The organism is Streptomyces sp. CB02959 (assembly GCF_002803155.1).
In the GTDB taxonomy this organism is placed as follows: Bacteria; Actinomycetota; Actinomycetes; order Streptomycetales; family Streptomycetaceae; genus Streptomyces.
Genome location: NZ_NNBP01000002.1, coordinates 288,645 through 313,226 on the forward strand (window position 1 = coordinate 288,645; position 24,582 = coordinate 313,226).

The 24,582-nt window shown below is 75.0% G+C and carries 24 protein-coding genes; 15 read left to right on the plus strand and 9 right to left on the minus strand.

The window, feature by feature from the left end:
* Window positions 1-255: 255 nt before the first annotated feature.
* Window positions 256-426, plus strand: coding sequence for a hypothetical protein (locus tag CG747_RS47780; RefSeq protein ID WP_159030818.1), 171 nt, complete (start codon window positions 256-258; stop codon window positions 424-426).
* Between the two features lie 66 nt (window positions 427-492).
* On the opposite strand, the gene CG747_RS04565 is transcribed toward CG747_RS47780, so the two are convergent.
* Window positions 493-1,068, minus strand: a complete 576-nt coding sequence (locus CG747_RS04565) for a TIGR03086 family metal-binding protein (protein WP_100600299.1) — start codon at window positions 1,066-1,068, stop codon at window positions 493-495.
* A gap of 172 nt (window positions 1,069-1,240) precedes the next feature.
* On the opposite strand from CG747_RS04565, the gene CG747_RS04570 reads away from it, so the two are divergent.
* On the plus strand, window positions 1,241-2,803 hold the full coding sequence (locus CG747_RS04570) for an AMP-binding protein (protein ID WP_100600300.1): 1,563 nt from the start codon (window positions 1,241-1,243) through the stop codon (window positions 2,801-2,803).
* Between the two features lie 28 nt (window positions 2,804-2,831).
* Here the strand turns inward: CG747_RS04570 and CG747_RS04575 are convergent, their stop codons facing one another.
* Window positions 2,832-3,671: a nitroreductase/quinone reductase family protein gene (locus CG747_RS04575; RefSeq protein WP_100600301.1), complete on the minus strand. Its 840-nt coding sequence runs from the start codon at window positions 3,669-3,671 to the stop codon at window positions 2,832-2,834.
* 462 nt (window positions 3,672-4,133) lie between these two features.
* On the opposite strand from CG747_RS04575, the gene CG747_RS04580 reads away from it, so the two are divergent.
* Entirely contained in the window at window positions 4,134-5,174 is a 1,041-nt protein-coding gene (locus CG747_RS04580) for a glycoside hydrolase family 88 protein (RefSeq protein WP_100600302.1), read from the plus strand.
* 199 nt (window positions 5,175-5,373) lie between these two features.
* Window positions 5,374-7,461 (plus strand): restriction endonuclease, encoded by a 2,088-nt coding sequence (locus CG747_RS04585; RefSeq protein ID WP_100600303.1) that lies wholly within the window; start codon window positions 5,374-5,376, stop codon window positions 7,459-7,461.
* Window positions 7,462-7,506: 45 nt separating this feature from the next.
* On the opposite strand, the gene CG747_RS04590 is transcribed toward CG747_RS04585, so the two are convergent.
* On the minus strand, window positions 7,507-8,298 hold the full coding sequence (locus tag CG747_RS04590; RefSeq protein ID WP_257980216.1) for an alpha/beta fold hydrolase: 792 nt from the start codon (window positions 8,296-8,298) through the stop codon (window positions 7,507-7,509).
* Between the two features lie 312 nt (window positions 8,299-8,610).
* Between CG747_RS04590 and CG747_RS04595 the strand changes: the two genes are divergently transcribed.
* From CG747_RS04595 to CG747_RS04630, 8 genes are all read left to right on the plus strand, one after another.
* Entirely contained in the window at window positions 8,611-9,882 is a 1,272-nt protein-coding gene (locus CG747_RS04595) for a CapA family protein (protein ID WP_100600305.1), read from the plus strand.
* 176 nt (window positions 9,883-10,058) lie between these two features.
* Window positions 10,059-10,268: a hypothetical protein gene (locus CG747_RS04600; protein ID WP_100600306.1), complete on the plus strand. Its 210-nt coding sequence runs from the start codon at window positions 10,059-10,061 to the stop codon at window positions 10,266-10,268.
* 297 nt (window positions 10,269-10,565) lie between these two features.
* A complete protein-coding gene (locus tag CG747_RS04605) occupies window positions 10,566-11,186 on the plus strand; it encodes a TetR/AcrR family transcriptional regulator (protein WP_100600307.1) in 621 nt (206 codons plus the stop codon).
* Between the two features lie 292 nt (window positions 11,187-11,478).
* On the plus strand, window positions 11,479-12,708 hold the full coding sequence (locus CG747_RS04610; RefSeq protein WP_100600308.1) for a cytochrome P450: 1,230 nt from the start codon (window positions 11,479-11,481) through the stop codon (window positions 12,706-12,708).
* 53 nt (window positions 12,709-12,761) lie between these two features.
* Window positions 12,762-12,956: a ferredoxin gene (locus CG747_RS04615; protein WP_100600309.1), complete on the plus strand. Its 195-nt coding sequence runs from the start codon at window positions 12,762-12,764 to the stop codon at window positions 12,954-12,956.
* Window positions 12,953-14,266, plus strand: a complete 1,314-nt coding sequence (locus tag CG747_RS04620) for an NAD(P)/FAD-dependent oxidoreductase (protein ID WP_100600310.1) — start codon at window positions 12,953-12,955, stop codon at window positions 14,264-14,266. Before CG747_RS04615 ends, CG747_RS04620 begins: the two co-directional genes overlap by 4 nt.
* 61 nt (window positions 14,267-14,327) lie before the next feature.
* Complete coding sequence (uvrA, locus tag CG747_RS04625; RefSeq protein ID WP_100600311.1) at window positions 14,328-16,799, plus strand: excinuclease ABC subunit UvrA; 2,472 nt, start codon at window positions 14,328-14,330, stop codon at window positions 16,797-16,799.
* 81 nt (window positions 16,800-16,880) lie between these two features.
* Complete coding sequence (locus tag CG747_RS04630) at window positions 16,881-17,093, plus strand: EF-hand domain-containing protein (protein ID WP_100600312.1); 213 nt, start codon at window positions 16,881-16,883, stop codon at window positions 17,091-17,093.
* Window positions 17,094-17,121: 28 nt separating this feature from the next.
* Here the strand turns inward: CG747_RS04630 and CG747_RS04635 are convergent, their stop codons facing one another.
* Window positions 17,122-17,895 (minus strand): LysR substrate-binding domain-containing protein, encoded by a 774-nt coding sequence (locus CG747_RS04635; RefSeq protein ID WP_257980217.1) that lies wholly within the window; start codon window positions 17,893-17,895, stop codon window positions 17,122-17,124.
* On the opposite strand from CG747_RS04635, the gene CG747_RS04640 reads away from it, so the two are divergent.
* Window positions 17,888-18,091, plus strand: a complete 204-nt coding sequence (locus CG747_RS04640; RefSeq protein WP_219621410.1) for a hypothetical protein — start codon at window positions 17,888-17,890, stop codon at window positions 18,089-18,091. The two genes, CG747_RS04635 and CG747_RS04640, sit on opposite strands and share 8 nt — an antisense overlap.
* A gap of 117 nt (window positions 18,092-18,208) precedes the next feature.
* Complete coding sequence (locus CG747_RS04645) at window positions 18,209-19,096, plus strand: hypothetical protein (RefSeq protein WP_100600314.1); 888 nt, start codon at window positions 18,209-18,211, stop codon at window positions 19,094-19,096.
* Window positions 19,097-19,126: 30 nt separating this feature from the next.
* On the opposite strand, the gene CG747_RS04650 is transcribed toward CG747_RS04645, so the two are convergent.
* A complete protein-coding gene (locus CG747_RS04650) occupies window positions 19,127-20,329 on the minus strand; it encodes an MFS transporter (protein ID WP_100600515.1) in 1,203 nt (400 codons plus the stop codon).
* Between the two features lie 73 nt (window positions 20,330-20,402).
* Here CG747_RS04650 and CG747_RS04655 point away from each other — a divergent pair, with 73 nt between their 5' ends.
* The gene (locus CG747_RS04655) at window positions 20,403-21,452 is read left to right on the plus strand and encodes a helix-turn-helix transcriptional regulator (RefSeq protein WP_100600516.1); all 1,050 of its coding nucleotides are present in this window, start codon (window positions 20,403-20,405) and stop codon (window positions 21,450-21,452) included.
* Here the strand turns inward: CG747_RS04655 and CG747_RS04660 are convergent.
* From CG747_RS04660 to CG747_RS04675, 4 genes are all read right to left on the minus strand, one after another.
* Complete coding sequence (locus CG747_RS04660) at window positions 21,379-22,818, minus strand: amino acid permease (RefSeq protein ID WP_100600315.1); 1,440 nt, start codon at window positions 22,816-22,818, stop codon at window positions 21,379-21,381. The genes CG747_RS04655 and CG747_RS04660 overlap by 74 nt on opposite strands.
* A gap of 121 nt (window positions 22,819-22,939) precedes the next feature.
* Window positions 22,940-23,155 carry a dodecin gene (locus tag CG747_RS04665; RefSeq protein ID WP_100600316.1) on the minus strand — a complete coding sequence of 72 codons (216 nt, stop codon included), beginning with the start codon at window positions 23,153-23,155 and terminating at the stop codon, window positions 22,940-22,942.
* A gap of 105 nt (window positions 23,156-23,260) precedes the next feature.
* Window positions 23,261-23,722 (minus strand): universal stress protein, encoded by a 462-nt coding sequence (locus tag CG747_RS04670; protein ID WP_100600317.1) that lies wholly within the window; start codon window positions 23,720-23,722, stop codon window positions 23,261-23,263.
* A 36-nt stretch (window positions 23,723-23,758) separates the two neighbouring features.
* Window positions 23,759-24,505 carry a PAS domain-containing protein gene (locus CG747_RS04675; protein WP_100600318.1) on the minus strand — a complete coding sequence of 249 codons (747 nt, stop codon included), beginning with the start codon at window positions 24,503-24,505 and terminating at the stop codon, window positions 23,759-23,761.
* Between the last annotated feature and the right edge of the window lie 77 nt (window positions 24,506-24,582).

The window sequence follows — 24,582 nt, forward strand, 5'->3', positions numbered from 1 at the left end:
AGCGTGTTTCCGCGCCCCGGCGCGGGCCGTGGCGCCGGGCGGACGCCCCGCGTTCCCGAGACGTGCCGTTATCGGCGGAAAAAGTCGAGCGTTCCCCGAGCGGCGTCGATATCCTGGAGGGCGACGGACGACCCTCCTGGGAGACGCCAACACCATTGGCCCGTCGCGGGAACGCCACACACCCTGGCCGACCTCCCGGTCTGTGAAAGAAGGCGCCACCGCGTCGGAACCAATACCTCGAAGAAGGAGTGCGTGGTGGCATTGCACAAGGCTCAACACAAGCAGCCCCGTCTGAAGCAGGGCGAGCGCCCCGGGCGAATCAAGGAAGTCCGCAATCTCGAAGCCTGGGACCGCTGCGCCCCGGTGCGGCTGGCCGGCTGCGAGGAGGATCCCGTCGAACCGCACATCGTCCGCGGCATCGACTGACCCGACCGCGGGTGCCCGCCGGCCCCGGCCCCTCCTCGGAGGCCGGGGCCGGCGGCCGTGCGGTGCTCAGGGCCGGCGGCCGAGCAGGCACAGCAGCCGGGTCTGGTCGTCGGCGTCCGCCGGGGGTTCCACCGGCGCGGCGAACAGCCCCGATCCCGCCAGCACCTCCGCGTACGGCTCCACCTCGCGCAGTGCCGCGGCCACCAGGTGCGCCGGCAGCCGCTCGTCGGCGCCGATCGCCCGGGACAGGTCCCAGGTGTGCACCACGGCGTCGGCGGTCAGCTGCGTGCAGTACGCGTCGGCCGGGGTGGTGCCGTAGGACAGGTGGACCGAGCGGTGCAGCGCGCCCGGTTCGGCGAACGCCGCGCGGGCCGCCGCCGAGGCCCGGTCCCAGCCCCCGACCGGGTCCTCGCCGAGCTGGTCGCCGTCGAAGTCCCCGTCCACCTCGGCGATCGTGGCCCCGTCCCGTACCAGGCGGGGCACCCACAGCTGTTCCGCGGCGAGGTGGTTGACCAGGTCGAACACCGACCACTGGGTGCACGGCGTGGGTGCCTCCCACTGGTCCTCCTGGACGGCGTGGACCCGGGCGCCGAACAGTGTCAGCGCCTCGCCGTGGGTGCGCAGGATGTCGTTGTTGCCCATGGTCCCGAGGATAGGAGCGGCCATCCCCGACGGCGCCCGCTGCGGGGCGATCGGAGCACCGCGCCGACCGGGCGGGGATGGCGCGGGGAGCTCTGGTGGGCGCGCGGCGGATGGCTGTTCAATGAGCCGGACCGGTGTGGGCCGGTCCTGGCCGCTCCCTCCTGGAGGCACCATGGAAGCCGTCGCACCGCCCGCCGCCCGCGCCCCCGCCATCCGCTGCGCGGGCCACGAACGCGGCTACCCGGAATTCCTCGACCGCGCCGCCCGGATCGCAACGGGCCTGGCGGACCTGGGAGTCGGGCCCGGCGACCGGGTCGCCGTGGTGCTCCGCAACGAGCCCGCGCACCTGGAGATCACCACCGCCGCCGCCCAGCTGGGCGCCGCCGCGGTCCCCGTCAACTGGCACTTCCGCGCCGACGACCTGCGCCACGTGCTGACCGACAGCGGCAGCGCGGTGGTCTTCGCCCACACCGACCTGCTCGGCGCGGTGGCCGCGGTCCTGCCCGAGGGCGTGCAGATCGTCGAGGTCGCGGTGCCGCCCGGCGTGGCGGCTGCCTGCGGGACCGCCGCCCCGCCCGTCACCGGCCGGCACCCGGTCCTCGACGACTGGCTGGCCGATCGGCCGCCGCTGTCCCGGCCCGTCGGGGCCCGGCCGCCCACCGTCATCTACAGTTCCGGAACGACCGGGCGCCCCAAGGGAGTTCTGCGCGAACCGGTCGGTCCGGAGCGGCTCACCGAGGCGGTGGCGAGCTTCCTGGAGTACTTCGCGGTCGCCCCGGGCGGCCGGACCCTGATCCCCGCCCCGCTCTACCACGCCTCGCCCAGCCAGCACGCGGTGCTGGCCCTGGCGGCCGGCCTGGACATCACGCTGATGCCGCGCTTCGACGCCGAGGAGTTCCTGCGGCTGGTCGAACGGCACCGCATCGAGCAGGCGCAGGTGGTGCCCACCATGTTCGTCCGGCTGCTGCGGCTGCCCAAGGACGTCCGCGAGCGCTACGACCTGTCCTCGCTCACCTCCGTGGTGCACGCCGCCGCGCCCTGCCCGCCGCATATAAAACACGCCATGATCGACTGGCTGGGTCCGGTCCTGCGGGAGTACTACGGCGGCAGCGAGACCGGCGCGGTGACCTGGTGCGACAGCCCGGAGTGGCTCGCCCACCCCGGCACCGTCGGACGCGCCCAGGGCACCTGCGCGGTCCTCGTCCTCGGGCCCGACGGGGAAGTGCTGCCGCCCGGTGCCACCGGCGAGATCTACGTCCGGCCCGCCGAGAACTGGCCCCGCTTCAGCTACCTCGGCGACCCGGACAAACGCGCCGCCATGGAGGCGCCGGACCGGCCCGGATACGTCACCCTCGGCGACATCGGCCACCTCGACGAGGACGGCTACCTCTACCTCAGCGACCGCCGCAACGACCTGGTCATCTCCGGCGGCGTCAACATCTACCCGGCGGAGATCGAGGGCTGCCTGCTCGCCCTGGACGGGGTGCGGGACGCGGCGGTGTTCGGCATACCCGACGAGGAGTTCGGCGAGGCGCTGGCCGCGCACCTGGAGACCGAGGCCGGGGTGCGGCTCACCGCCGTGGCGGTCCGCGCCCACGTCGCCCGGCGGCTCGCCGCGTACAAGGTGCCCCGGGCCGTGGTGTTCGAGGAGCGGCTGCCGCGGGACGAGTCCGGGAAACTCTTCAAACGGCAGCTGCGGGACCCCTACTGGGACGGCTACGGCCGCCGGATCTGACCCCCGCGGCCGCCGCCCCGCCCCGCGCTCAGCCGGCCATCGCGTCGAGCACCGGAACCAACTGCTCCTCCTCGTAGGTGAGATGGGCCTCCAGCTCGTCCGTCAGCCGCTCGACCTCGGCGCGGATCCCGCCCGGGGCGGTGGACGGCTCGGCGAGCGTCCGGCGCAGCTCCTCCAGGAGTGCGGCGATGCTCCGGTGCTCCTCGTCCAGCCGGTCCAGGACGGGGGCGAGTTCCGGGCGGTGGCGGCGGAGCGCCGGGAACATCCCGAGGTCCTCGCCGGTGTGGTGGTTGTGCAGCCCCTGGCACAGGGTCAGGCAGTTGATCCGCAGCTGGGCGCCGAGCGCACTGCCGGATTCGGCCAACTCCTTGCGGATGGTGCCGAGTTCGCGGCGGAACGCGTCATGGATGAGGGTGACGGACTGGCCCGGGGTCGCCCCGGGGAAGCGCGGCGGGCCGGTCTCGACGGAGGTCAGCGCCACCACCGGGATGGTGCGGCGGGTCTTCGCCTGGTAGTCGGCCCAGCCCGAGTCGGCCTCGACGGCGCGGGCGAAGACCCGGTCGCGTTCCTCACCGGTCAGCACCTCGGCCGCCGCCTCGTAGGTGAAGACCCCGTCCTCGACCGTGGCACGGGGGTGGGCGACCAGGTTGTGGAACCAGTCGGGGTGGTGCGGTGCGCCGCCGGCCGAGGCGATGACGAGGATCCGCTCCCCGTCGGGGAGGTAGCCGACCGGGGTGGTGTGCCGGGTGCCGGTGCGGGCGCCGGTGGTGGTCAGCAGGATCAGCCGACCGCCCTCGAAGGGGCCGCCGACCCGTCCGGCGTTGGCCCGGAACTCGTCGATGACGTGCTGGTTGAAGTCATGGGGCATGAAGGGTCCGTCTCCAGGTACGAGGTGCCCAGGGCGAAGCCGCGTGGGCAGGGTGAAGTGACCGCACGACGACGGTGGCGGCGCGGCGCGGCAGGGCGCGGCACGGCGGCGTCCGTGGTGCGGGAAGAGGAAAGGCGCGCGGAAGAGCCGCGCGAAACGGTGGAAATGGCGCGTCGCATACGCGCAGGGGAGAGGCAGGAAGAGGTGGGGCGGGTCCCTGACCCGCCGCGCGGTCACGAAGTGACCGGGTGCCTCACTCGCTCGTGGCCCATGGCCGACCCGGTAGTCACGACGCCCACCGTACGGGCACGGACGTGCGAAGGCAATTCCGAATCGGACCGCTGGTCGCCTACCGGCCCTTCCGCCGAGGGGAGTTGACTGCCACGATGTCCCCGCCTCCTCACAGGGGAGAACACTGTTCGTGTACGTGAATATCCGTGCTTCCGTCCCGGAGGGGTGTGCATGGAACGCCGGCACGTCCGCACCGTCGCCGTACTGCGCAGGGTCGCCGACCACTGGATCGGCGCGCACCGCGACCCCGGCGACAACCAGTGGGCCCGCGCCACCTTCTTCTGCGGGCTGATGGCCCTGCACCGCCTCACCCGCGAACCCCGCTACCTCGCCTACACCCGCGGCTGGGCGGAACGGCACGGGTACGGCCTGCACAACGGCCCCACCACCCGGCACGCCGACGACCAGTGCGCCGGCCAGGTCTACCTCGACCTGCACGCCCTGGACCCCGCGCCCGACCCGGCGAAGCTCGCCGCCGTCGAGGAGTCCGTACGGCGGATGGCCGACACCGCGGGCGGGCGGCACGACGACTGGTGGTGGGACGACGCGCTGCACATGGCGATGCCGCCGTTCGCCCGGCTCGGCGCGCTGCGCGCCGACCGCTCCTACTGGGACGCGATGCACGCCTTCTACCTCCACACCCGGGACGCCGAGGGCGGGCCGGGGCTGCACGATCCCGGCAGTGCGCTCTGGTACCGCGACAAGTGGTTCCTGCCCGGCGGGATCACCTCCCCGGCCGGCCGGCCGGTGCTGTGGTCCCGCGGCAACGGATGGGTGGCGGCCGCGCACGCCAAGGTGCTGGCGGTGCTGCCGGACACCTTCGCGCCGACCGCCGCCTACCGCCGCACCCTCGCCGCGCAGTTGGCCGCGCTGCGCACCGCGCAGCGGCCGGACGGGTTCTGGAACGTCAACCTCGCCGACCCCGGGCACCTGCCGGGCCCGGAGACCAGCGGCACCGCGTTCTTCACCTACGCGACGGCCGCCGCGATCCGCGCCGGGGTCGTCCCGCGCGACGCCTACCTGTCGATGGCCGCCCGCGCCTGGGCGGCGATGGCGGCCACCGCCGTGCACCCCGACGGCTTCCTGGGCTACGTCCAGAGCGCCGGTGACCGGCCGGAATCGGGCCAGCCGGTGACCCGCGACTCCACCGCCGACTTCGGGGTGGGGGCGTTCCTGCTGGCCGGTACCGAACTGGCGGCGCTGGGCGGCTGAACGGCGCCGGACCGCCCGGCGTGCGGACCGCGGGCGCCGGCCGCCGTCCCGGCCGCCGACCAGGGCCGGTCACCCCCTGATCGGCACCGCAGGCCCCCCGCTACAGTCGGCTCACCACAGCAGACCAGGGCAGACCGGCACAGACGCCGCCGCCACGGGTTCCGGGGGCTGCCGCCCCGGGGGGAGGACGAACCGCGAGATGAGCCGCCGTTCCCAGGGATTACTCGGCATCTGGGCCGAGGCACAGCGCCAGCAGCAGCGCCGGACGGAGGCCGCACACCGCGCGCAGGCGCAGCAGCAGCGGGAACAGGAACGGCAGGCCCGGGCCGCCGAACGCGCCATGGCCCGCATGCACCGCGAGCGGCAGACGGCCTACCGCCGGCAGCGCGAGGCCGACGCCCGCCGCCGCACCGAGGAACTCGACACGCGCGTCGCCGCCCTCACCGACCTGCTCGCCGACGGCTGCCGGGCCCCCGCCTTCACCGCCGCCGCCCTGCTCCGCCCCGAACGCGTCGAGCCGTTCGCCCCCGGCGCGCTGGCGACCCCGGTGGCCATGCCCGACCCGGCCCGCTACCAGGTGCCCACCGGCGGCCTGCGGTCCGGCGTCCGCCGCGACCGCGACCAGCAGGAGGCCCGCGCCCGCTTCGAACAGGACTGGTACGCGGCCCAGGCCGCCGAGGCCCGGCGCCAGGCCCAACTCGCCGCCTACCAGCAGCAGTACGACCAGTGGGCGGCCGGCGCCCTGGACGGCATCCGCCGGCACAACGCCGGCATCGAGGAACTGCTCGCGGGCCTGCGCACCGGCGACACGGACGCGGTCGTGGAGTACTTCTCCGCCGCCCTGTACTCCGGCACGTCCTGGCCCGAGGGCTTCCCGCGGCAACTCAGCGCCGGCTACGACACCGCCGCCCGCCAACTCGTCCTCGACTGGGAACTGCCGGGCTACGACGTCGTCCCCGACGTCAAGGCCGTCCGCTACCTGCCCACCGCCGACGAGGAGCGGGAGACCGCCCGCCCGGCCGCCCAGCGCCGTGCGCTCTACCGCGAAGTCCTCGCGCAGAGCGTCCTGCTGGTCCTGCGCGACCTCTTCGCCGCCGACACCTACGGCGCCCTGGAGTCGGTGGCGCTCAACGGCTTCGTCGACGACGTGGACCCGGTCACCGGCCGCCCCGCCACGATCTTCCTCGCCACCGTCCTGGCCCCCCGGAACGCCGTCGAGTCCTACCAGCTGGCCCAGGTCAGCGCCCTCGACTGCCTCACCGACGGGCTCCGCGGGCAGCTCTCCGCCCGCCCCGACCAGCGCACCCCGGTCCGCCCCGGGCGCCGCCCGGACGACATCGCCGGCGGCGCGGTGGTCTCGCACGGCACCGACGGCGAACCGGACCTCTTCGCCATGGACCCGCTCGCCTTCGAGCAGCTGATCGCGGAGCTGTTCCGCGCGATGGGGATGCGGGCGGTCACCACCCAGCGGTCCGGCGACGGCGGGATCGACGTGGACGCCCTGGACCCCGACCCGATCCGCGGCGGCAAGATCGTCGTGCAGGTCAAGCGCTACCGCAACACCGTCCCGCCGACCGCGGTCCGCGACCTGTACGGCACCGTCCAGTCCGAAGGCGCCAACAAGGGTGTGCTGGTCACCACCTCGCACTTCGGGCCCGGCGCACACCGCTTCGCCCAGGGCAAACCGCTCACCCTCATCGCCGGCCCCGAACTCGTCGACCTGCTCGGCCGGTACGGGCTGCGCGGCCGCCTCGGCCCCGGCGACGACGGCCCCGGCACCCCGGAGCCCGCCGAACCGGCGCCGGACCACACCACCCTCGCCATGAACTGGTCCGGCCGGGCCGCCCTCGACGTCTGCGCCCTGGTCTGCAAGGGCACCGCCGTGCTCGGCGACGACCACTTCGTCTTCTTCAACAACCCGGCCACGCCGGACGGTTCGGTGCGGATGCTGGCCGGAGTGACGGAGGACCGCGCCGCCCTGCGGGTGCGCTTCGCGGACCTGCCATCGGACGCCGACCGGCTGGTCCTGGTCGCCGCGGTCGATCCGGAGACCGACCCGGACGCCGATCTCGGCGGCTTCACCGACGCCCACATCCGCCTGCTGGACGCCACCGGGACCGAACGCGACCGGCTGCCGGTCTCCGACGGGCGGCCCGGCGAGCGGGCGCTGGTGCTCGGCGCGTTCCGCCGCCGGGCCGGCGACGACTGGGACTTCGTCCTGGGCGGCCGGGGCTACCCCGGCGGGCTGGCCGCGCTGGTGGGCGACTTCGGGATCGAGGTGGCCTGAGGGCGTCGCGCGGCGGGCGGGACCCCTCCGGTCCGCCCGCCCGGGTCAGCTCTGCCACAGCCGGGTGAGGACCTCGTTGACGACCTCGGGCCGGTCCTGGTGCGGTGCGTGGTCGGTGCCCGGCACCCGCACATGACGGGCCCCGATCATCTCGGCGAGGTACTCCCCGCAGGCGGCCAGCGCATCCCCCACGAACGCCCGGTACTCGGGGTGCGCGGTCTCCCAGGTCCCGTTGACGACGGTCTTCGGCATCTCGGCCCGGGCCAGCGGCGCCAGCGGGATCTGCGCGTCCCAGACGGGCCGCTCCCGCATCGCCGACCGGACCGCCCGCAGCACCCGCGGCGTGACCTTCGGCAGGCGCATCCCGTACGCCTCGGTGGACTGCCGCAGGTACTCCTCCGGACTCACCTCACCGGCCCCCTCGGCGCTCGCGTACGCCGCCCGGATCCGCTCCACCGCGGCCCGCACGACGGGGTGCGCGGCCGCGGTGCGCAGCGGTGACGGCTCGATCAGGGTGAGCGACTGGACGGCCTCCGGACGCACCACCGCGGCCAGCATCGCGGCCGCCGCGCCGTACGAGTGACCCACCAGGTGGGCCCCGTCGCCGAGCAGCCGAGCGAGGTCCTCGGCGTCCACCGCGTAGTCGCTGCGCTCGATGTCGGGGCTGTCGCCGAAGCCGCGCCGGTCCACCACCTCCAGCCGGAACATCCCGGCCAGCGGCCGCTGCCCCGCGAAGCAGTCGGTGCCCCAGCTCATCGTGCCGTGCACCAGCAGTGCCCGGGGCGCGCCGGGCAGTCCCTCGTCCCACACCGTCACATGAAGCGGTTCCTCGTTCATACCGGGCCACCCTAGGGGCCGCCGGTCGGTCCGGCCGGTCAACAGGCCGGGGGAGGGGGAAGGTTGGTGCCGGGGGCCACGTAACGGGTGTGCGGGGCGGGCGAGTTGTGGAGGGATCGTGACCGAAATCCGCCCGGCCGGATGCCCGGCGTGCGGCCGGACGCCCGTCGGGCCGCACGCACCCGCCCCGACCCCGCGTCACCGCCGCCCAGGGCTCTTCCCGCCCCCAGGCCCGGGGCCGTCCGAGGGACAGCGACGGACACCACCCCGTACGGACATTTTCCGGCGCGAAGCGACTGATATCTGTCGGACATGAGCGCGTTCACCCGGTATGCGACAGCGGTGCTGCTCGTCGCGCTGGCCGTCGGCTGCGGCGCCCGGCCGGACGCCCCGCCGCCCGCACCGCGATCCACCCCGCCGCACCCCGCATCCCGCGCCGCGCCGCCCTCCCCGCCGCACCGCCGCACCGGCGCCCGCCCCGCGGAGACCGCCCCGGCCCGGCCGTTCACCCTGGTCGCCACCGGCGACGTCATCCCCTCCTACCCCGACGCGGTCGGTACCGCGCAGGACGACGCCCCGGTGGACGGCGGCTACGACTACCGGCCGATGCTCCGGGGCGTCGCACCCGTCATCGCCCACGCCGGCCTCGCGCTGTGCCACCTGGCCGCGCCGCTCGGCCCGCTGGACGGCCCGTTCACCGGCTACCCCGACCTCCAGGCCCCGCCCCAGATCGCCACCGCGCTCAAGGCCACCGGCTTCGACTCCTGCGCCACCGCCTCCCACCACGCCCTCGACCAGGGCGAGGGCGGGGTGCGCCGGACCCTCGACGCGCTGGACACGGTCGGCCTGCGGCACACCGGCACGGCCCGCGGCGCCGCCGAGGCCGCCCACCCGACGCTGCTGCGAGCCCCCGGCGGCGCCCTGGTGGCCCACCTCGCCTACACCTACGAGGCCGGGGAGGTCCGGCCTCCGAGCGACGCGCCCTGGATGATGAACCCGCTCGACCCCGGACGGATCCTCGCCGACGCCCGCGCCGCCCGCCGGGCCGGCGCCGACGTGGTGGTCGTCAGCCCCTACTGGGGCACCGAGTACCGCGCCGCCCCCGACGCCCGCCAGCTGCGGCTCGCCCGGCTCCTCGCCGCCGCCCGTACCGACGGCCGCCCCGACATCGACCTGATCGTCGGCAGCCACGCCCACACCCCGCAGCCCTTCGAGAAGCTCCGCGGCACCGGGGCCGTCCGGACACCGGAAGGCGGGCCGGCGGCGGCCGGCCGGCACGAGAGCGGTACGTGGGTCGCCTACGGACTGGGCGACCTCATCGGCGGCACCCATCACGACGAGCGCGGAGGGATGAGCACCGCCGCCCGGTTCACCTTCGCGCCCCCGACCACGCCCGGCGGCCGCTGGGAGATCGCCAAGGCCGAATTCGTCCCGCTGTGGTGGGACGAGCGAGCGGGCCGCGTGATCGACCTGAACAGGGCGATCGACGCCGGACGGCAGGACCTCGAACCCCTCCGCCACGACATCCGCCACATGGTGCTGAGCCGGGGCGCGGGCAAGGCCGGACTGGCCATGGGCAGATGACGCCGGCCTTCCACTTAAAGCCGTGGTGTGTGTGGCGAGTGAAGAGAGTGGTGTTTCGTTCTCCGCGCCCCACGCGAGCGGGCAATCTGACGCACGGCGGGGGTCGTTCAAGGGGTTCCCGCCGCAGTGCCGCCTGCGCATTGCGACTCATCACTAGAAGAAGGAAGCTCATCATCATGAGCAACACCCACGGCATTGAGACCCGCGAGATTGCCGATGACGACCTGGACGGCGTCGCGGGCGGTCTCTCCGTCAGTGGCTCCCTGGAGGGCCTGACCGCCAAGTTCGCCCCGGGCCCCAACGGTCTGCCCATCCTGACCGGCGGCTCGATCAAGTCCCTCAGCCTCACCGTCTCGGACATCCCGCTGGGCCCGATCGGCGGCTGAGTCACAGCTTCCGCACGTCGGCCTCCAGGACCTGCTCGTGGTCCTGGAGGCCGATGTCGTTCCCGGGGGCCGACGGGTGCGCGCAGCCGGGGGCGGGCCGCGCTCGGCCGGGGCGCCGGGGACGGCGGGCCGGTGCGGTGGCGGTGGGCGCGGGCTCGCAGCACCGGCCTCCGGTCGGCCGCTGGACCGGACCGTGGTCCTCCGGTACGGTCCGCCGCCGTGGTGTGAAACCCTGGTGAAGGAGTGCCGACCCCGCTGACGACCGGATCGGCCAGGCAGAGAAAGGACCGGAGGGCAGTGGGCGAGAGTGCGGCCGTCCGGCCTCGTAACCCGCGCGGGCAGGGCGAGCGCCTGCGGGAGGAGCTGCTGCGGGCGACCGAGCGCCTCCTGGAGGAGGTCGGCAGCGAGGACGCGCTGTCGCTGCGCGCGGTGGCCCGGGAGGCCGGGGTCGCCGCGCCGAGCATCTACCGTCACTTCGCCGACAAGACCGAGCTGGTCTGGGCCACCCTGGAAGTCAGCTACGAGCGGCTGGCGCACGCCATGAACGACGCCGCCGCGCAGGCCGACGAGGGTGACCCGGTGGCCCGGCTGCGCGCCCAGCTCCGCGCCTACTGCCGCTACGCCATAGAGCACCCGGCGAACTACCGCCTGCTGTACGAGACCCGGCAGACCCCGGTCGGCCCCGAGCGGCTCGCCGGGCACCCGGCCGGGCTGCTGGTCCGCAGCTGGCACCACGCGCTGACCGCCTGCGAGGAGGCCGGCTGGCAGGTGCGGGGCTCCCGTGCCGAGGCGCCGTACCTGCTGTGGTCGGCGGTGCACGGCCGGGTGATGATCTGGCAGGTCATGCCGAGCCGCAAGGACACCAGCCGGCTGGACGGGTTCGTGGAGGAGCTCCTCCAACTGCTGCTGGAGCGCTGACCCCGGGTCCTTTCCGGCACCTCTCCGGCACCTTTCCGGCGCCCTCCCAGGAGCCTCCCTCGACGCTCCGCCCCTGCTCATCCCCCTCGCACGAGGCCCCCAAGGCCCCGGCCGCCCGTCGGCCGGGGCCTTGCGCGTACCCGCCGCCGACCGGCCGCGGGGTGTTCCGTTCCTCACGTTCCGACGCGAACCCCGGGACGTTTACCCGATCATTACGCATGTAAGTTTACGCTCGTTAGGCGAAGGATCGACTCATGGCGCACACCCGACCGGTGTGCGCGCGAGGAGCGAGATGACCGAGATGATCGACACGACAGTTCCCGCCGCCCCGGCCCCGCTGCCCGTACAACCCCCCAGCGGCTGCCCCTTCGACCCCCCGGCCGAGTTCGGCACCCTGCGCGCCGAGGAGCCGATCTCCAAGATCTCGCTCCCCGACGGCAGCTGGTCCTGGCTGGCCACCCGCTACGCCGACATCCGCGCGATCCTCGGCGACACCCGCTTCAGCTCCGACACCACCCTCCACGGCTACCCGCTCAGCGGCATGACCGGCGGCGGCAACACCGACAACCGCGGCTTCATCCGCATGGACCCGCCGGAGCACACCCGGCTCCGCCGGATGGTCACCCGCGAGTTCATGGTCAAGCGGGTCGAGGCGCTGCGCCCGGAGATCCAGCGCCTCACCGACGAGCTGTGCGACGCGATGGAGCGCCGGGCCGGCGAGCCGGTGGACCTGATCGAGGCACTCGCCCTGCCCGTCCCCTCGCTCGTCATCAGCCTGCTGCTGGGCGTCCCCTACGACGACCACGACGTCTTCCAGCGGCTCACCGGCAAGCTGCTCTCCCGCACCATCGCGGACGACGAGCGCGAGGCCGCCCGGATCGAACTCCGCGACTACCTCGACGCGTTGGTCACCGCCAAGGAGCAGGAGCCGGGCGACGACATCCTCGGCCGGCTCATCGTCGAGCAGCGGCACACCGGCGAGATCAGCCACGACGACGTCGCCGCCTTCGCCGCCCTCCTGCTGATCGCCGGGCACGAGACCACCGCCAACATGATCGGCCTCAGCGCCCTGACCCTGATGCAGGACCCCGGCACCGCCGAGCGGCTCCGCCAGGACCCGACACTGATCCGCGGCGCCGTCGAAGAACTCCTGCGCTTCCACAGCATCATCCGCAACGGCCCGCGCCGGGTCGCCACCACCGACATCGAGATCGACGGGCAGCTCATCCGCGCCGGTGAGGGCGTCGTGGTGGCCGTCCCGTCCGCCAACCGCGACGCGACCGTCTTCGCCGACCCCGACCGCCTCGACGTCGGCCGGGCCAACGCCCAGCACCACGTCGCCTTCGGCTACGGCATCCACCAGTGCCTCGGCCAGGCCCTGGCCCGGGTCGAGCTCCAGGTCGTGATAGCCACCCTGCTCCGCCGCTTCCCGACGATGCGGCCCGCCGGGCCCGTCGAGGAGATCCCGTTCCGCACGGACATGGCCATCTACGGCTGCCACGCGCTGCCCGTCACCTGGTGACCGGCCGCACCGGCCGACCCACCGTCCCCACCCACCCCCACGGAGCCACCGCCATGAAGATCACCCTTGACGCCGACAAGTGCTGCGCCGCCGGCCAGTGCGTGCTGATCGCCCCCGAGGTCTTCGACCAGCGCGAGGAGGACGGCGTGGTCGTCCTCCTCGACGCCGCACCGCCCGCCGAGCAGCACACCGCGGTCCGCGAGGCCGCCGCCATCTGCCCGGCCGCCGTGATCGAGGTGCAGGAATGACGACCCGCCCGATCGCCGTCGTCGGGGCCTCGGCCGCCGGGATCACCGCCGCCGAGACCCTGCGCCGGGCCGGCTGGTCCGGCCCGCTGACCCTCATAGGCGACGAACCGCACCTCCCGTACGACCGGCCGCCGCTGTCCAAGCAGCTGCTGCACGGCGCCTGGGAGCCGGAGCGGCTGCTGCTGCGCACCGAGGAGCAGCTCGCCCCGCTCGACCTCGACCTGCGGCTCGGCACCCGGGCCACCGGCCTCGACGTGGCCACCCGCACCCTCACCCTCGACGGCGGCGAGCGCCTGGCCTGCGCCGGCGTGATCATCGCCACCGGCGTGGCGGCCCGCACCCTGCCCGCCGCCGACGGCCTCGCCGGTGTCCTCACCCTGCGCACCCTGGACGACGCGCTGGCGCTGCGCGACCGGCTGTCCGGCGGCGCCCGCAGGCTGGTCGTGGTCGGCAACGGCGTCCTGGGCTGCGAGGCCGCCGCGGTGGCCCGGGAGCTGGGGCACGAGGTCGCCCTGGTCGGCCGGGAGCCGGTACCCATGGCCGCGGCCGTCGGGGAGGGCATCGGGGAGCTGCTCGCCGAGGAGCACCGGGCCCGCGGCGTCCGGCTGCTGACCGGCGAGGTGGCCGCGTTCGAGACCGCCGCCCCCGCCGCCGACGCAGCGGCCGCCGAGGGCACACCGGCGCAGGTCGGCGGCGTCCGCCTGGCCGACGGCAGCCGGCTCCCCGCCGACCTGGTGCTGCTCGCCATCGGCTCCGAGCCCGCCGTGGGCTGGCTGGCCGACCCGGCCCTGGACACCACCGACGGGCTGGGCTGCGACGCGTACTGCGCCGCCGCCCCCGGGATCTACGCCGCGGGCGACGTGGCCCGCTGGGAGCACCCGGTGCACGGCCGCCCGCTCCGCTTCGAGCACCGGATGAACGCCACCGAGCAGGCCATGGCCGCCGCCCGCAACCTCGTCGCCGAGCTGACCGCCGAAGCGCCCGCCGGGCCGCCCGAGGGCGCCGCGGAGGGCACCGAGCCGCCGGAGCGCCGGCCGTTCGCCCCGGTGCCGTACTTCTGGTCCGACCAGTACGGCCTCAAGCTCCAGGCGTACGGCCTGACCGGCGGTGCCGATCAGGTGGAGACCACCGTCCTGGACCGGGAAGCCCGCCGCGCCGTCGCCCTCTACGGCCGCGACGGCCGGGCCGTCGGCGCCCTGGCCTGCGCCCTGCCGCCACGTCAGATGCGGGCGCTGCGCGCCCTGGTCGCCACCCCCGTCCCCTGGGAGGAGGCCCGCGACCGGGTCCGGGAGGCCACCGCGGCCGGCTGACGGCCCCGCACGCCGCGCACGGGTGCCGCGGGCACGGCGGGCGGTGTCCGATCATGGAGGGATGACCGACTCGTACGTCCGGGTGCGCGGCGCCCGCGAGCACAACCTCCGCGGCATCGATGTGGACATCCCGAGGGACGCGCTGGTCGCGTTCACCGGGGTGTCCGGGTCGGGCAAGTCCTCCCTCGCCTTCGGCACCCTCTACGCCGAGGCGCAGCGCCGCTACTTCGAGTCGGTCGCCCCGTACGCCCGGCGGCTGATCCACCAGGTCGGCGCCCCCAAGGTCGAGGAGATCAGCGGGCTGCCGCCGGCCGTCGCCCTGGAGCAGCGGCGCTCCGCGCCCACCTCCCGCTCCTCGGTCGGCACCGTCACCACCCTCTCCAACACCCTGCGGATGTTGTTCTCCCGCGCCGGCGACTACCCGCCGGGCAGCACCGAGAGGCTCGACTCCGACGCCTTCTCACCCAACACCGCGGCCGGCGCCTGCCCCGAGTGCCACGGGCTGGGCACCGTCCACCGCGTCACCGAGGACTCCCTCGTCCCCGACCCGTCCCGCTCCGTCCGCGACGGTGCCGTTGCCGCCTGGCCCGGGGCCTGGCAGGGCAAGAACCTCCGCGACATCCTCGCCGCCCTCGGCCACGACATCGACCGCCCCTGGCGCGACCTCCCGCCCGCCGACCGGGAATGGATCCTGTTCACCGACGAACAGCCGGTCGTCACCGTCCACCCGGTCCGCGAGGCCGGCCGCATCCAGCGCCCCTACCAGGGCCAGTACACCAGCGCCCGACGCTACGTCCTGCACACCTTCGCCGACTCCAAGAGCGAGACGCTGCGCAAGCGCGTCCGCCAGTTCATGACCGCCGAGCCCTGCCCGGTGTGCGACGGCCGGCGGCTGCGCCCCGAGGCACTGGCGGTCACCTTCGAGGGCCGCGACATCGCCACCCTCGCGGGCCTCCCGCTCGGCACCCTCGCGGAACTCCTCCGCCCCACCGCCGCCCGCCCCGGCGACGAACCCGCCCCGGCCCTCGCCCGCGACCTGGTCGCCCGCATCGAGGTCCTCACCGAACTCGGCCTGGGCTACCTCAGCATGGACCGGCCGGCCCCCACCCTCTCCGCCGGCGAACTCCAACGCCTCCGCCTCGCCACCCAGTTGCGCTCCGGCCTCTTCGGGGTGGTGTACGTCCTGGACGAGCCCTCCGCCGGCCTGCACCCCGCCGACACCGAAGCCCTGCTGACCGTCCTCGGCCGCCTCAAGGAAGCCGGCAACACCCTCTTCGTCGTCGAGCACGACATGGACGTGGTCCGCCGCGCCGACTGGCTCGTGGACATCGGCCCGCGCGCCGGGGAACAGGGCGGCCGAGTCCTGCACAGCGGCCCGGTCGCCGCCCTCGCGGACGCCGAGCACTCCGCCACCCGCCGCTTCCTCTTCGCCGCCGAACCGCCGCCCGCGCGCACCCCGCGCACCCCCACCGGCACCCTGACCCTGCACGGCGTCACCCTGCACAACCTCCGCGACCTGGACGCCGCCTTCCCGCTCGGCGTCTTCACCGCCGTCACCGGCGTCTCCGGATCCGGCAAGTCCACGCTGGTCACCCGGGTCCTCGCGGAGGCCGTCCAGGACCGCCTGGGCACCGCGGCCTCCCGACCCGACGCCGACGACCCGGCCGCCGCCGACGACCAGGACGCCGGGCCCGCGGTCCGCGCCCGGCTCACCGCCGCCACCGGCCTGGACGCCGTCGACCGGCTGGTCCGCGTCGACCAGAAGCCCATCGGCCGCACCCCGCGCTCCAACCTCGCCACCTACACCGGCCTGTTCGACGCCGTCCGCAAGGTCTTCGCGGCCACCGACGAGGCCCGCGCCCGCGGCTACACCGCCGGCCGGTTCTCCTTCAACGTCCCGGCCGGCCGCTGCGAGACCTGCCAGGGCGAGGGGTTCACCGCCGTCGAACTCCTCTTCCTGCCCGGCACCTACGCCCCGTGCGCCGACTGCCGCGGCGCCCGCTACAACCCCGAGACCCTCCAGATCACCCACCGCGGCCGCACCGTCGCCGACGTCCTGGGCCTCACCGTCGACGACGCCGCGGAGTTCCTCGCCAACGTCCCCGCCGCCGCCCGCAGCCTGCGCACCCTCCAGGACGTCGGGCTCGGCTACCTGCGCCTCGGCCAGCCCGCCACCGAACTCTCCGGCGGCGAGGCGCAACGCATCAAACTCGCCACCGAACTCCAGCGGGCCCGCCGCGGCCACACCCTCTACCTCCTCGACGAACCCAGCACCGGCCTGCACCCCGCCGACACCGAAGTGCTGCTGCGGCAGTTGCACGGCCTGGTCGACGCGGGCAACACCGTCGTGGTCGTCGAGCACGACATGGGTGTGGTGGCGGGCGCCGACCACGTCGTCGACCTCGGTCCCGGCGGCGGCGCGGCGGGCGGCCGGATCGTCGCCGCGGGCACCCCCGCCGAGGTCGCCGCCGCCCCCGGCAGCCGCACCGCCCCCTACCTCGCCCGCCGCAGGGCGCACCGGGACCCTTCTTGACGGTCCGCTAATGTACGCGGGTCAGATCACCCCGCGGTTCCGGCACACAACGGGCCGCGGCACGACGAAGGGGCACCACCCGTGGCAGACATAGAGCAGGCCAGGGCCACGTTCGCGCGGTTCGACGCGGATGGCGACGGCCGGGTCACGCCGGACGAGTTCCGGCACGCGATGGCCGAGATGGGCGACCACCTGGTCACCGGCCCGGTGGCCGAAGCGGTCATCAAGGCCAAGGACACCGACGGCGACGGCCTGATGTCCTTCGACGAGTTCTGGAAGTCCGTCCAGGGCTGAGCCGCGGGGCCGGGCCCGGCGCCCGGTCTCACACCCCCTTCGCCTCCCGTTCGCCCGCGACCGCGCGCAGCGCCGCCACCGCGCGGGCGATCGGGGGCCGGTCGGCACTGCCCCGCCGCACCACCGCCACGAAGCGCCGCACCGGCACCGGCTCACCGCGCAACGGCACCCGCACCAGCGGCGCGTGCTCCGGCACCGGGGCCAACCGCGGCAGCAGGCAGATCCCGCAGCCGTGCGCGACCAGCGCGGCGACCGTGTACCAGTCGACCGCATGGTGCCGCACCCGCGGAGCGAACCCGGCCGACGCGCAGGCGGCGAGCAGGAGTTGATGCTGGCCGGCCGGATCGCCGGCCCGGACCCAGGTCGCCCCGGCCGCCTCCGCCGGCGCCACCCCGTCCACGGCCCGCGCGGCGAACGGATGCCCGGCCGGCACCAGCAGGTCCTGCGGCTCCTGGAGCAACGGCAGCACGGCGAACCGCGCGTCGTCCGGTGGCGGCACCTCCCCGGCCGCCCGGAGCCGGGAGTCCGCCGGCGGGCCCACCGGCGCCGGAATGACCACCGCGATGTCCGCCCGCCCGGTCAGCAGCAGCCCGTACCGGTCCTCCCCGGGATCCTCGCCGATCTCCACCTCCAGCCGCGGCAGTTCAGCCCGCAACCGCGCCGCCGCCGGCGCCAGGACACCGGCGACCGCGGTCGCCACCCCGGTCATCCGCTGCCGCCCGGCGATCCCGTCCGCATACCCGGCGAGGTCCGCGCGGACGTCGTTCCGGGTCGGCGCCGCGGGCGCGCCGGGAGTGGCCACCGCCGACGGGTGCTACGCCCTGCTCGCGGTGGTCGGCGGGGCCGCGGCCGCCCGGGTCGTCGCCCCGGGCGGAGCCGCCCTCGGACGGGTGCTGACCGGTCCGCGGGGACGGACCGCCACCGCGCTGGTCTCCGCCGCGGTGGTCTCTGCCGCGGTGCTCTCGGCGCTCGCCCTCGTCCTGCTGCTGCGGGGCTGAGGAGAGCGCCCCGAAGTCCCCACCGGCGCGGGCTCGTTCTCGGGCCCGGCCGAGGCGCGCCAAGGGGGCGAACCCCGCCGAGGCACCCCGCCGACGCACCTCGTCTACCCTCGCCCTGTGCACCCGTCAGACCCATCGGAGACCCGCCGGACACCGGCACCGGCACCGGCACCGGACCGTCCGGACCCGGCCGGTCCCGCCGCCCTGCCCACCGAGTTCGTCCGGTACGCCGTCGCACTGGACGCGGTCGAACTCGCCTGGGGGTACCTGCACGCCGGGCTGACCGCCGAGGACACCGTCGAGTTGGCGTTCCTCCGGCGCTGCGACCTCGGGACGGACGGGATCGCGTTCGAACGGATCCACAAGGCCGGGGCGGGGGTGGCGACCGGGGACACCGCGGAACTCGACGCGGTCTGCCGGGAGGTCGCGGCCGCCGGCGAGCCCGCGGACGGCGTCGACCCGGGCCGGATCTGGGACCACCTCGCCGACTGCCGACGGGCCGCCCGCGGCGACCGGACCGTGTCGCAGGCCCGACTCGCCGCCGGACGTGCCGAGTTCCTCCTCGACCGGGCGGTCCCCGGCCGGGGCATGAACTGGCAGGAGGGCTCCGCACTGCTCGGCACCGACCGCCCCGAGGAGGTGGACGCCGCCTTCGCCCGCGGCGAGGAACTCCTCGGCGTCGCGGTCATCGGCCTGGCACTCACCCACCCGCACCCCGAGGCGATCCTGCCCCGCGTCGCACGGACCCTGGAGCGGGCCCTGGCGGTGGGCGACACCGGCCTGCGCCACCAGGGCATCGTCGCGCTCGCCCACACCGCCCGGCTGCACGCCACGGTGGACGCCCGCTGCCTGGAACTGCTGCGCCGCTGCCCGCGCGACACCGAGGCGGACATGGACGTCTGGGCGTACGTGCCGCGCCGCCGCCTGCCGTGGTGGCTCTGGTGGCACCGGATCGCCGGGCGGCGGTGGCGGGCGGTGCTGCGGAGGATGCGGCGGCGCGGCTGAACCCGTCCGGCGCGCCGCCCCGGCCGGGCGTCACGCGTCGCGGGCGGCGCCCGCCCCGTCCGGCGTACGGCACACCGGCTCCGCCCGCAGTCCGGGCGCCAGCACCACCGTCACCGCCAGCGACGCCACGGCCAGTATCGCCATCGCCCGCCCCGGCGCCGTCCACTCGGCCAGGGCCCCGGCCAGGGCGGCGCCCGCCCCCTGGAAGGTGAGCATGCCGGCCGCGTGCAGCCCGAGGGCGTGCCCGCTCAGGTCGTCGGGGGTCAGTGCCATCAGCCGGTCCTGGAGCAGCAGCCCCGAGGCGTAGCCGACGGTGGCGAGCAGCACCGCCGCCACCGCCACGGCCGTCGGCGGGCGCACCGCGAAGACCGCGTACGGCCCGGCGAGCAGCAGGCACAGCGGGACCACCAGGCGGTCCGCCCGGCGCCGGGGCACGAACCGGCCGACGAGGGTGTCCCCGGCCAGCATGCCGAGCGCCCCGCACGCGAACAGCAGCCCCGCCTGCCCGGGCGCGTACGGGACGTAGAGCGATTCGCAGCCGACGATCAGGCCGTTGGGCAGCCACAGCGCGAGGTAGACGTACCGCCGGGGCCGGGCGGCCCACAGGACGGCGTTGGTGCGCCAGGTCTCCGCGACCGAGGGGCGGCCGTCGGCGCGCGGTGGCCGCCGGGCCAGTCCGCGGCGGGCCGCGGCCGCACCGGCGGCGTACAGCCCGGCCGCGACCAGCAGCGCGCCGCGCGGCGACAGCGCCGCCACCAGCGCCCCGCCCACCGCGAAGCCGCAGATCTGCACCACCCCGGACGCCATGCCGAACACCGAGCGGCCCAGCAGGTACCCCTCCCGTGGCAGCAGTTCGCCGAGCAGCCCGTAGCGCACCCCGCCGCCCAGGGAGGAGAGCACCCCCAGCGCCGTCAGCACGGCGAACGACGCCCCCACCGGCAGTCCGGGGACGGCCTGGACGGCGGTGCCCAGACCGAGCAGCAGCCCCAGACCGGTCAGCGCGGCGCGCGGCGGGAGCCGGTCGGCCGCCGACAGCAGCGTGGCCGCGCCGATCACCTGGGCCAGGGACGGGCCGAACATGGCGAGGGACGACAGCAGCGGCGAGCCGGTCGTCCCGTACACCAGCGTGCCCAGGGCCAGCCCGCCGACCGTCTGGCCGGCCACCTGCCCGGCGGAGGCGAGGAAGAGCGGAGTGAACTCCGGGGTGCGGAAGAGCTCGCGGTAGCTGCGCATGGCGGGAGTGTCGGGGCGGCCCGGCGCCCCGGCGTACAGTTTCGCCGGCGGGCGAAACGAGGGGGCGGTGGGCGTGGGGTGGTGGGAGGTCACCGCGGACACCCTCGCCGCGGGCCGGTTCGCCGTCTCACCCCTGGCCGAGACCACCGCCGCCCTGAAGACGCTGCACCGCGGCACCGCCGCGCACCCGGGCGAACGCGCCTGGCTCGACGCCCACTTACCCGCCTACCGCGCCCACCTGGCCGCCGACCCGCCGACCGCCCTCCTCGTCCGCTGCGCCCTGCGCCGCACCTGGAACGCGACCTTCCTGACCCCGACCCCGAGCGGCGCACCCGACCAGGACTTCCCCGCCGAACTGGCCCGGATCCGCGACACTTTGCCGGCCACCGCCCGGGCCGACCTCGCCGAGGCGCTGGCCGGCACTCCGCTGCCCGCCGCCCTCCGCCACCGCGACGACCTCCCCGAACGCACCGCGGCGCTCCTCGACTGGGTCTGGCGGCACACCGTGCGGCCGGACTGGCCGCGCCGCCGCCGCGTCCTGGAGGCCGACGTCCTGATGCGCACGGCCCGGCTCGGCAGCGGCGGTTGGGCCGCCGCGCTGGACGGGATGCGCCCCGGCCTGCGCTGGCTCGGCGCGAACCGCCTCCAGATCACCGCCCACGACCAGCCGCCGCGCGAACTGGCCGACGCCCGGCTGCTGTTCGTCCCCGTCACCCCGCAGCAGTCCTGGCTCTCCTGGGACACCGGCGGGCGGCGACCGCCCCGCTCCGCGGTGGTCTACCCCTGCTCCGGCACGCTGGCCGAACCGGACCGGGCGCCGGTCCCCGGGGCGCTGGCCGCCCTGTTGGGGAGCGGCCGGGCGGCCGTCCTGGTGCTGCTCGGCACGCCGAAGAGCACCACTCAGCTGGTCGCCCTGACCGGCCAGGGCCTGGGCTCGGTCGGCCGGCACCTCCAGGTGCTGCGCGACGCCCGCCTGATCGCCCGCCGCCGGGCCGGGCGCAGTGTGCTCTACCGCTGGACGGAGGCCGGCGAGGCGGTCGTCCGGGCCGTCACCGCCGCTGCGGAGCCGTCCCGTCCGCCGTCGCCAACGCCGACTTCCGGTAGGAGTACGAGAAGTAGATGACCAGGCCGATCACGAACCACACCGCGAACCGCACCCAGGTCTGCCACTCCAGGAACGTGATCAGCCACAGCGAGAAGCACACCCCGATCGCCGGGACCACCGGCATGCCCGGTGTGCGGAAGGTGCGCGGCAGGTCGGGTTGCCGGTAGCGGAGCACGATCACCGAGACGCAGACCACCACGAACGCCAACAGGATGCCGATGTTGGTCAGTTCGGCGGCCTCCCCGATCGGCAGGAAGCCGGCGATCAGCGCGGACGCCGCGCCGACGATCCAGGTGACCCGGACCGGCACGTGGTGGGTGGCGCTGGTCTTCGCGAACCACCTGGGCAGCAGCCCGTCCCGGCTCATCGAGAACCACACCCGGGTCACCCCCAGCATGAAGGTGAACATCACGGTCAGGATGCCGATGATCGCGCCGACCGCGATCACGTCCGCCAGCGCGTCCAGCCCGACCGACTTGAACGCCGTGGAGAAGCCGCTCTCCGGGTCGATGTGCCGGTAGTTCTGCATGCCCGTCAGCACCAGGCAGGCGAGCACGTACAGCACCATCGAGACGGCCAGCGAGTACATGATCGCCCGGGGCATGTGGCGCTGGGCGTCCTTGGACTCCTCGGCCGCGGTGCTCATCGCGTCGTAGCCGAAGACCGCGAAGAAGACGGTGGCCGCCCCGGTGAACGCGCCGCCCACCCCGAACGGGAAGAACGGCCGGTAGTTGCCGGTGTCGATGTGGAAGAAGCCGACCCCGATGACGACCAGGACCACCAGCACCTTCAACCCCACCACGATCGTCTCGAACCGGGCGGCGTTCTTGATGCCCAGGGTCAGCAGATACGCGATCAACAGGCAGAGCACCGCCGCGAACAGGTCCATCCGGTGCCCGGGGCCGGTGCCGGGCGCCCCCAGCATCCACGCCGGCAGCTTCAGGCCCATCTCGCCGAGCAGGAACGAGAAGTAGCCGGAGATGCCGATCGCGACCACCGCCACGATCGCGGTGTACTCCAGCAGCAGGTCCCAGCCGATGAACCAGCCCGCGAGTTCGCCCAGCACCGCGTAGCCGTACGTGTAGGCCGAGCCGGCCTTCGGGATCAGTCCGGCGAACTCGGCGTAGGAGAAGGCCGCCGCGGCGCTGGCCACGCCGGCGATGAGGAAGGAGACCAGCACCGCGGGGCCGGCCTTCTCACGGGCGACGGTCCCGGCCAACGTGAAGATGCCGGCGCCGATGATGCCGCCGACGCCGATGGCGGTCAGTTGCCACAGCCCCAGCTCGCGGGTGAGCTGCTGGGCCGCGGTGCCTTCCGGCTCCTCGATGTGCTCGATCGGTTTGCGGCGCCATACGCCCTGACCCGCGCGCAGCAGGCGTGCCATGGGTGATCCCTCCGTACGCTCGGTACGTGTCCGTCGAGGTCCGACGGCGGATCATCATGGACTGCCGGTGGCGCGGTGACGAAGGCGACGCGGCGGCGGGGAGCCATTCGGCCCCGGGGCTTCAGCCCGCGTCCTCCAGCCGGAAACCGACCTTCAGACCGACCTGGTAGTGGTCGACCCGGCCCTCGACGATGTGCCCGCGGACCTGCGTGATCTCGAACCAGTCGAGATTGCGCAGGGTGCCCGAGGCCCGCCTGATGCCGTTCTGGATGGCGGCGTCCACGCTCTGCTGGGACGTCCCCACGATCTCGGTCACGCGGTACGTGCGGTCGGTCACGGTCTCTCCCTAGTCGGGGCGGCGCTCCCCCCGTCCACCCTCCACCGTGCCTCAGCCCGGCCCGGCCCACCAGCGGAGCGCCGGACGCGGCCGGTGGCCCGGGTGCTACGGCACGACGGTGACCGGCCACCGGCCGGCCTTGACCAGCCGCACCGCGACCGAGCCCATGATGCGGTGCCCGGCGGACTCCGAGGCGCCGACCACCACCGCGTCCGCCTTGAGCTCGTCGGCCATCTGCACCATGCCGTTGTACGGATCCCCGCGCAGGGTGTGGAACTCCCACCGCAGCTGGAAAATCCCGTCGAGCCGTTCGGTGGCCTTGCGGATCTCGGCCATCAGCTCCTCGGCCACCTCGTTGGTGGCGTCCATGACCGGCGCGCCCATCGCGGCGCCGGCCGCCAGCACCGGCTGGACGTAGACCATCACCAGCTTCGACCCCTGGCGCCTGGCCAGCCCGGCCGCGTACGCCGCGGCCCGCCAGGACGAGTCGGAGCCGTCGACACCGACGACGATGACCTTGGGACCGTCCGTTCCGCGCTCGAACGGCGCGGTCGTGTTCTCCTCCACACCAGGGAGGTTATCCGCACACACGTGCAGTCGGACTCACGGGCCGGGCGTTCGCGCGCCGCCGTCCCCGGGTGCCGCGGGCACCGGCGGCCAGCGGTCGGCGGCGAGCACCCCCAGTACGTACGCCTTGGCCACCAGCGCGGTGCGGCCCTGGACGCGCCAGCGGCGGGCCAGCCGGGTGAGGTGGTAGTTCACCCCGTCGACGGTCAGCCCCAGCGCGCTGCCGATCGCGGCGGTGGTCGCGCCGCCGGCCGCCAGCGCCAGGATCCGGGCCTCGACGGGGCTGGTCGCGGCGCGCGGCGCGACCGGCGGGGCGGCGGCGCCGGCCCCGGGGTCCTCCCGCAGCAGGGCCAGCAGCGACGGCGGTGCCGCGGACGGGCCGCCGACCGGATCGATCGTCAGCTCGCCCTGTTTCTCCGGCTCGTCGGGGCCGGTCCGCCAGCGCACCTCGACCGGATAGCGGGACCGGTGGCCCAGGCGCAGGGCCTCCATGATCCGGGCGATCTGCGCCGGGTCCCGGGGCCGGAACAGGTCGAGCAGGTTGCGGCCGCGCAGTTGTCCGGGGACCGCGCCCCACTGCGCCGCCATCGCCGGATTGGCGATCAGCACCTGGCCGTCCGCCCGGCACACCGCGATCGGTGTGGGGATGCGGTCCAGCAGCATCACGAAGTAGTCGCGGTAGGCGCCGGCCGGGGGCGGGGCGGGTGGGATCGGCGGCCAGGCGCGCGGACAGTCCGCGCCCGTGCCGTCCTCCGGTGCAGCACCGTGCGTCGCCCCGCTCATCGACCGGTTTCCGCCCTTTCTTCCGTACCGACGGTAGCCCCTGCCTCATCCTCGCCGTCCGCACAAGGGCGCGCGAC

Coding starts and splice junctions, on each gene's coding strand:
- CG747_RS04610 (WP_100600308.1), top strand. CDS start 11,479: ATGACCGAGATGATCGACACGACAGTTCCCGCCGCCCCGGCCCCGCTG.
- CG747_RS04675 (WP_100600318.1), bottom strand. CDS start 24,505: ATGAGCGGGGCGACGCACGGTGCTGCACCGGAGGACGGCACGGGCGCG.
- CG747_RS04565 (WP_100600299.1), bottom strand. CDS start 1,068: ATGGGCAACAACGACATCCTGCGCACCCACGGCGAGGCGCTGACACTG.
- CG747_RS04590 (WP_257980216.1), bottom strand. CDS start 8,298: ATGAACGAGGAACCGCTTCATGTGACGGTGTGGGACGAGGGACTGCCC.
- CG747_RS04580 (WP_100600302.1), top strand. CDS start 4,134: ATGGAACGCCGGCACGTCCGCACCGTCGCCGTACTGCGCAGGGTCGCC.
- CG747_RS04615 (WP_100600309.1), top strand. CDS start 12,762: ATGAAGATCACCCTTGACGCCGACAAGTGCTGCGCCGCCGGCCAGTGC.
- CG747_RS04660 (WP_100600315.1), bottom strand. CDS start 22,818: ATGGCACGCCTGCTGCGCGCGGGTCAGGGCGTATGGCGCCGCAAACCG.
- CG747_RS04650 (WP_100600515.1), bottom strand. CDS start 20,329: ATGCGCAGCTACCGCGAGCTCTTCCGCACCCCGGAGTTCACTCCGCTC.
- CG747_RS04585 (WP_100600303.1), top strand. CDS start 5,374: ATGAGCCGCCGTTCCCAGGGATTACTCGGCATCTGGGCCGAGGCACAG.
- CG747_RS04575 (WP_100600301.1), bottom strand. CDS start 3,671: ATGCCCCATGACTTCAACCAGCACGTCATCGACGAGTTCCGGGCCAAC.
- uvrA (WP_100600311.1), top strand. CDS start 14,328: ATGACCGACTCGTACGTCCGGGTGCGCGGCGCCCGCGAGCACAACCTC.
- CG747_RS04620 (WP_100600310.1), top strand. CDS start 12,953: ATGACGACCCGCCCGATCGCCGTCGTCGGGGCCTCGGCCGCCGGGATC.
- CG747_RS04570 (WP_100600300.1), top strand. CDS start 1,241: ATGGAAGCCGTCGCACCGCCCGCCGCCCGCGCCCCCGCCATCCGCTGC.
- CG747_RS04600 (WP_100600306.1), top strand. CDS start 10,059: ATGAGCAACACCCACGGCATTGAGACCCGCGAGATTGCCGATGACGAC.
- CG747_RS04595 (WP_100600305.1), top strand. CDS start 8,611: ATGAGCGCGTTCACCCGGTATGCGACAGCGGTGCTGCTCGTCGCGCTG.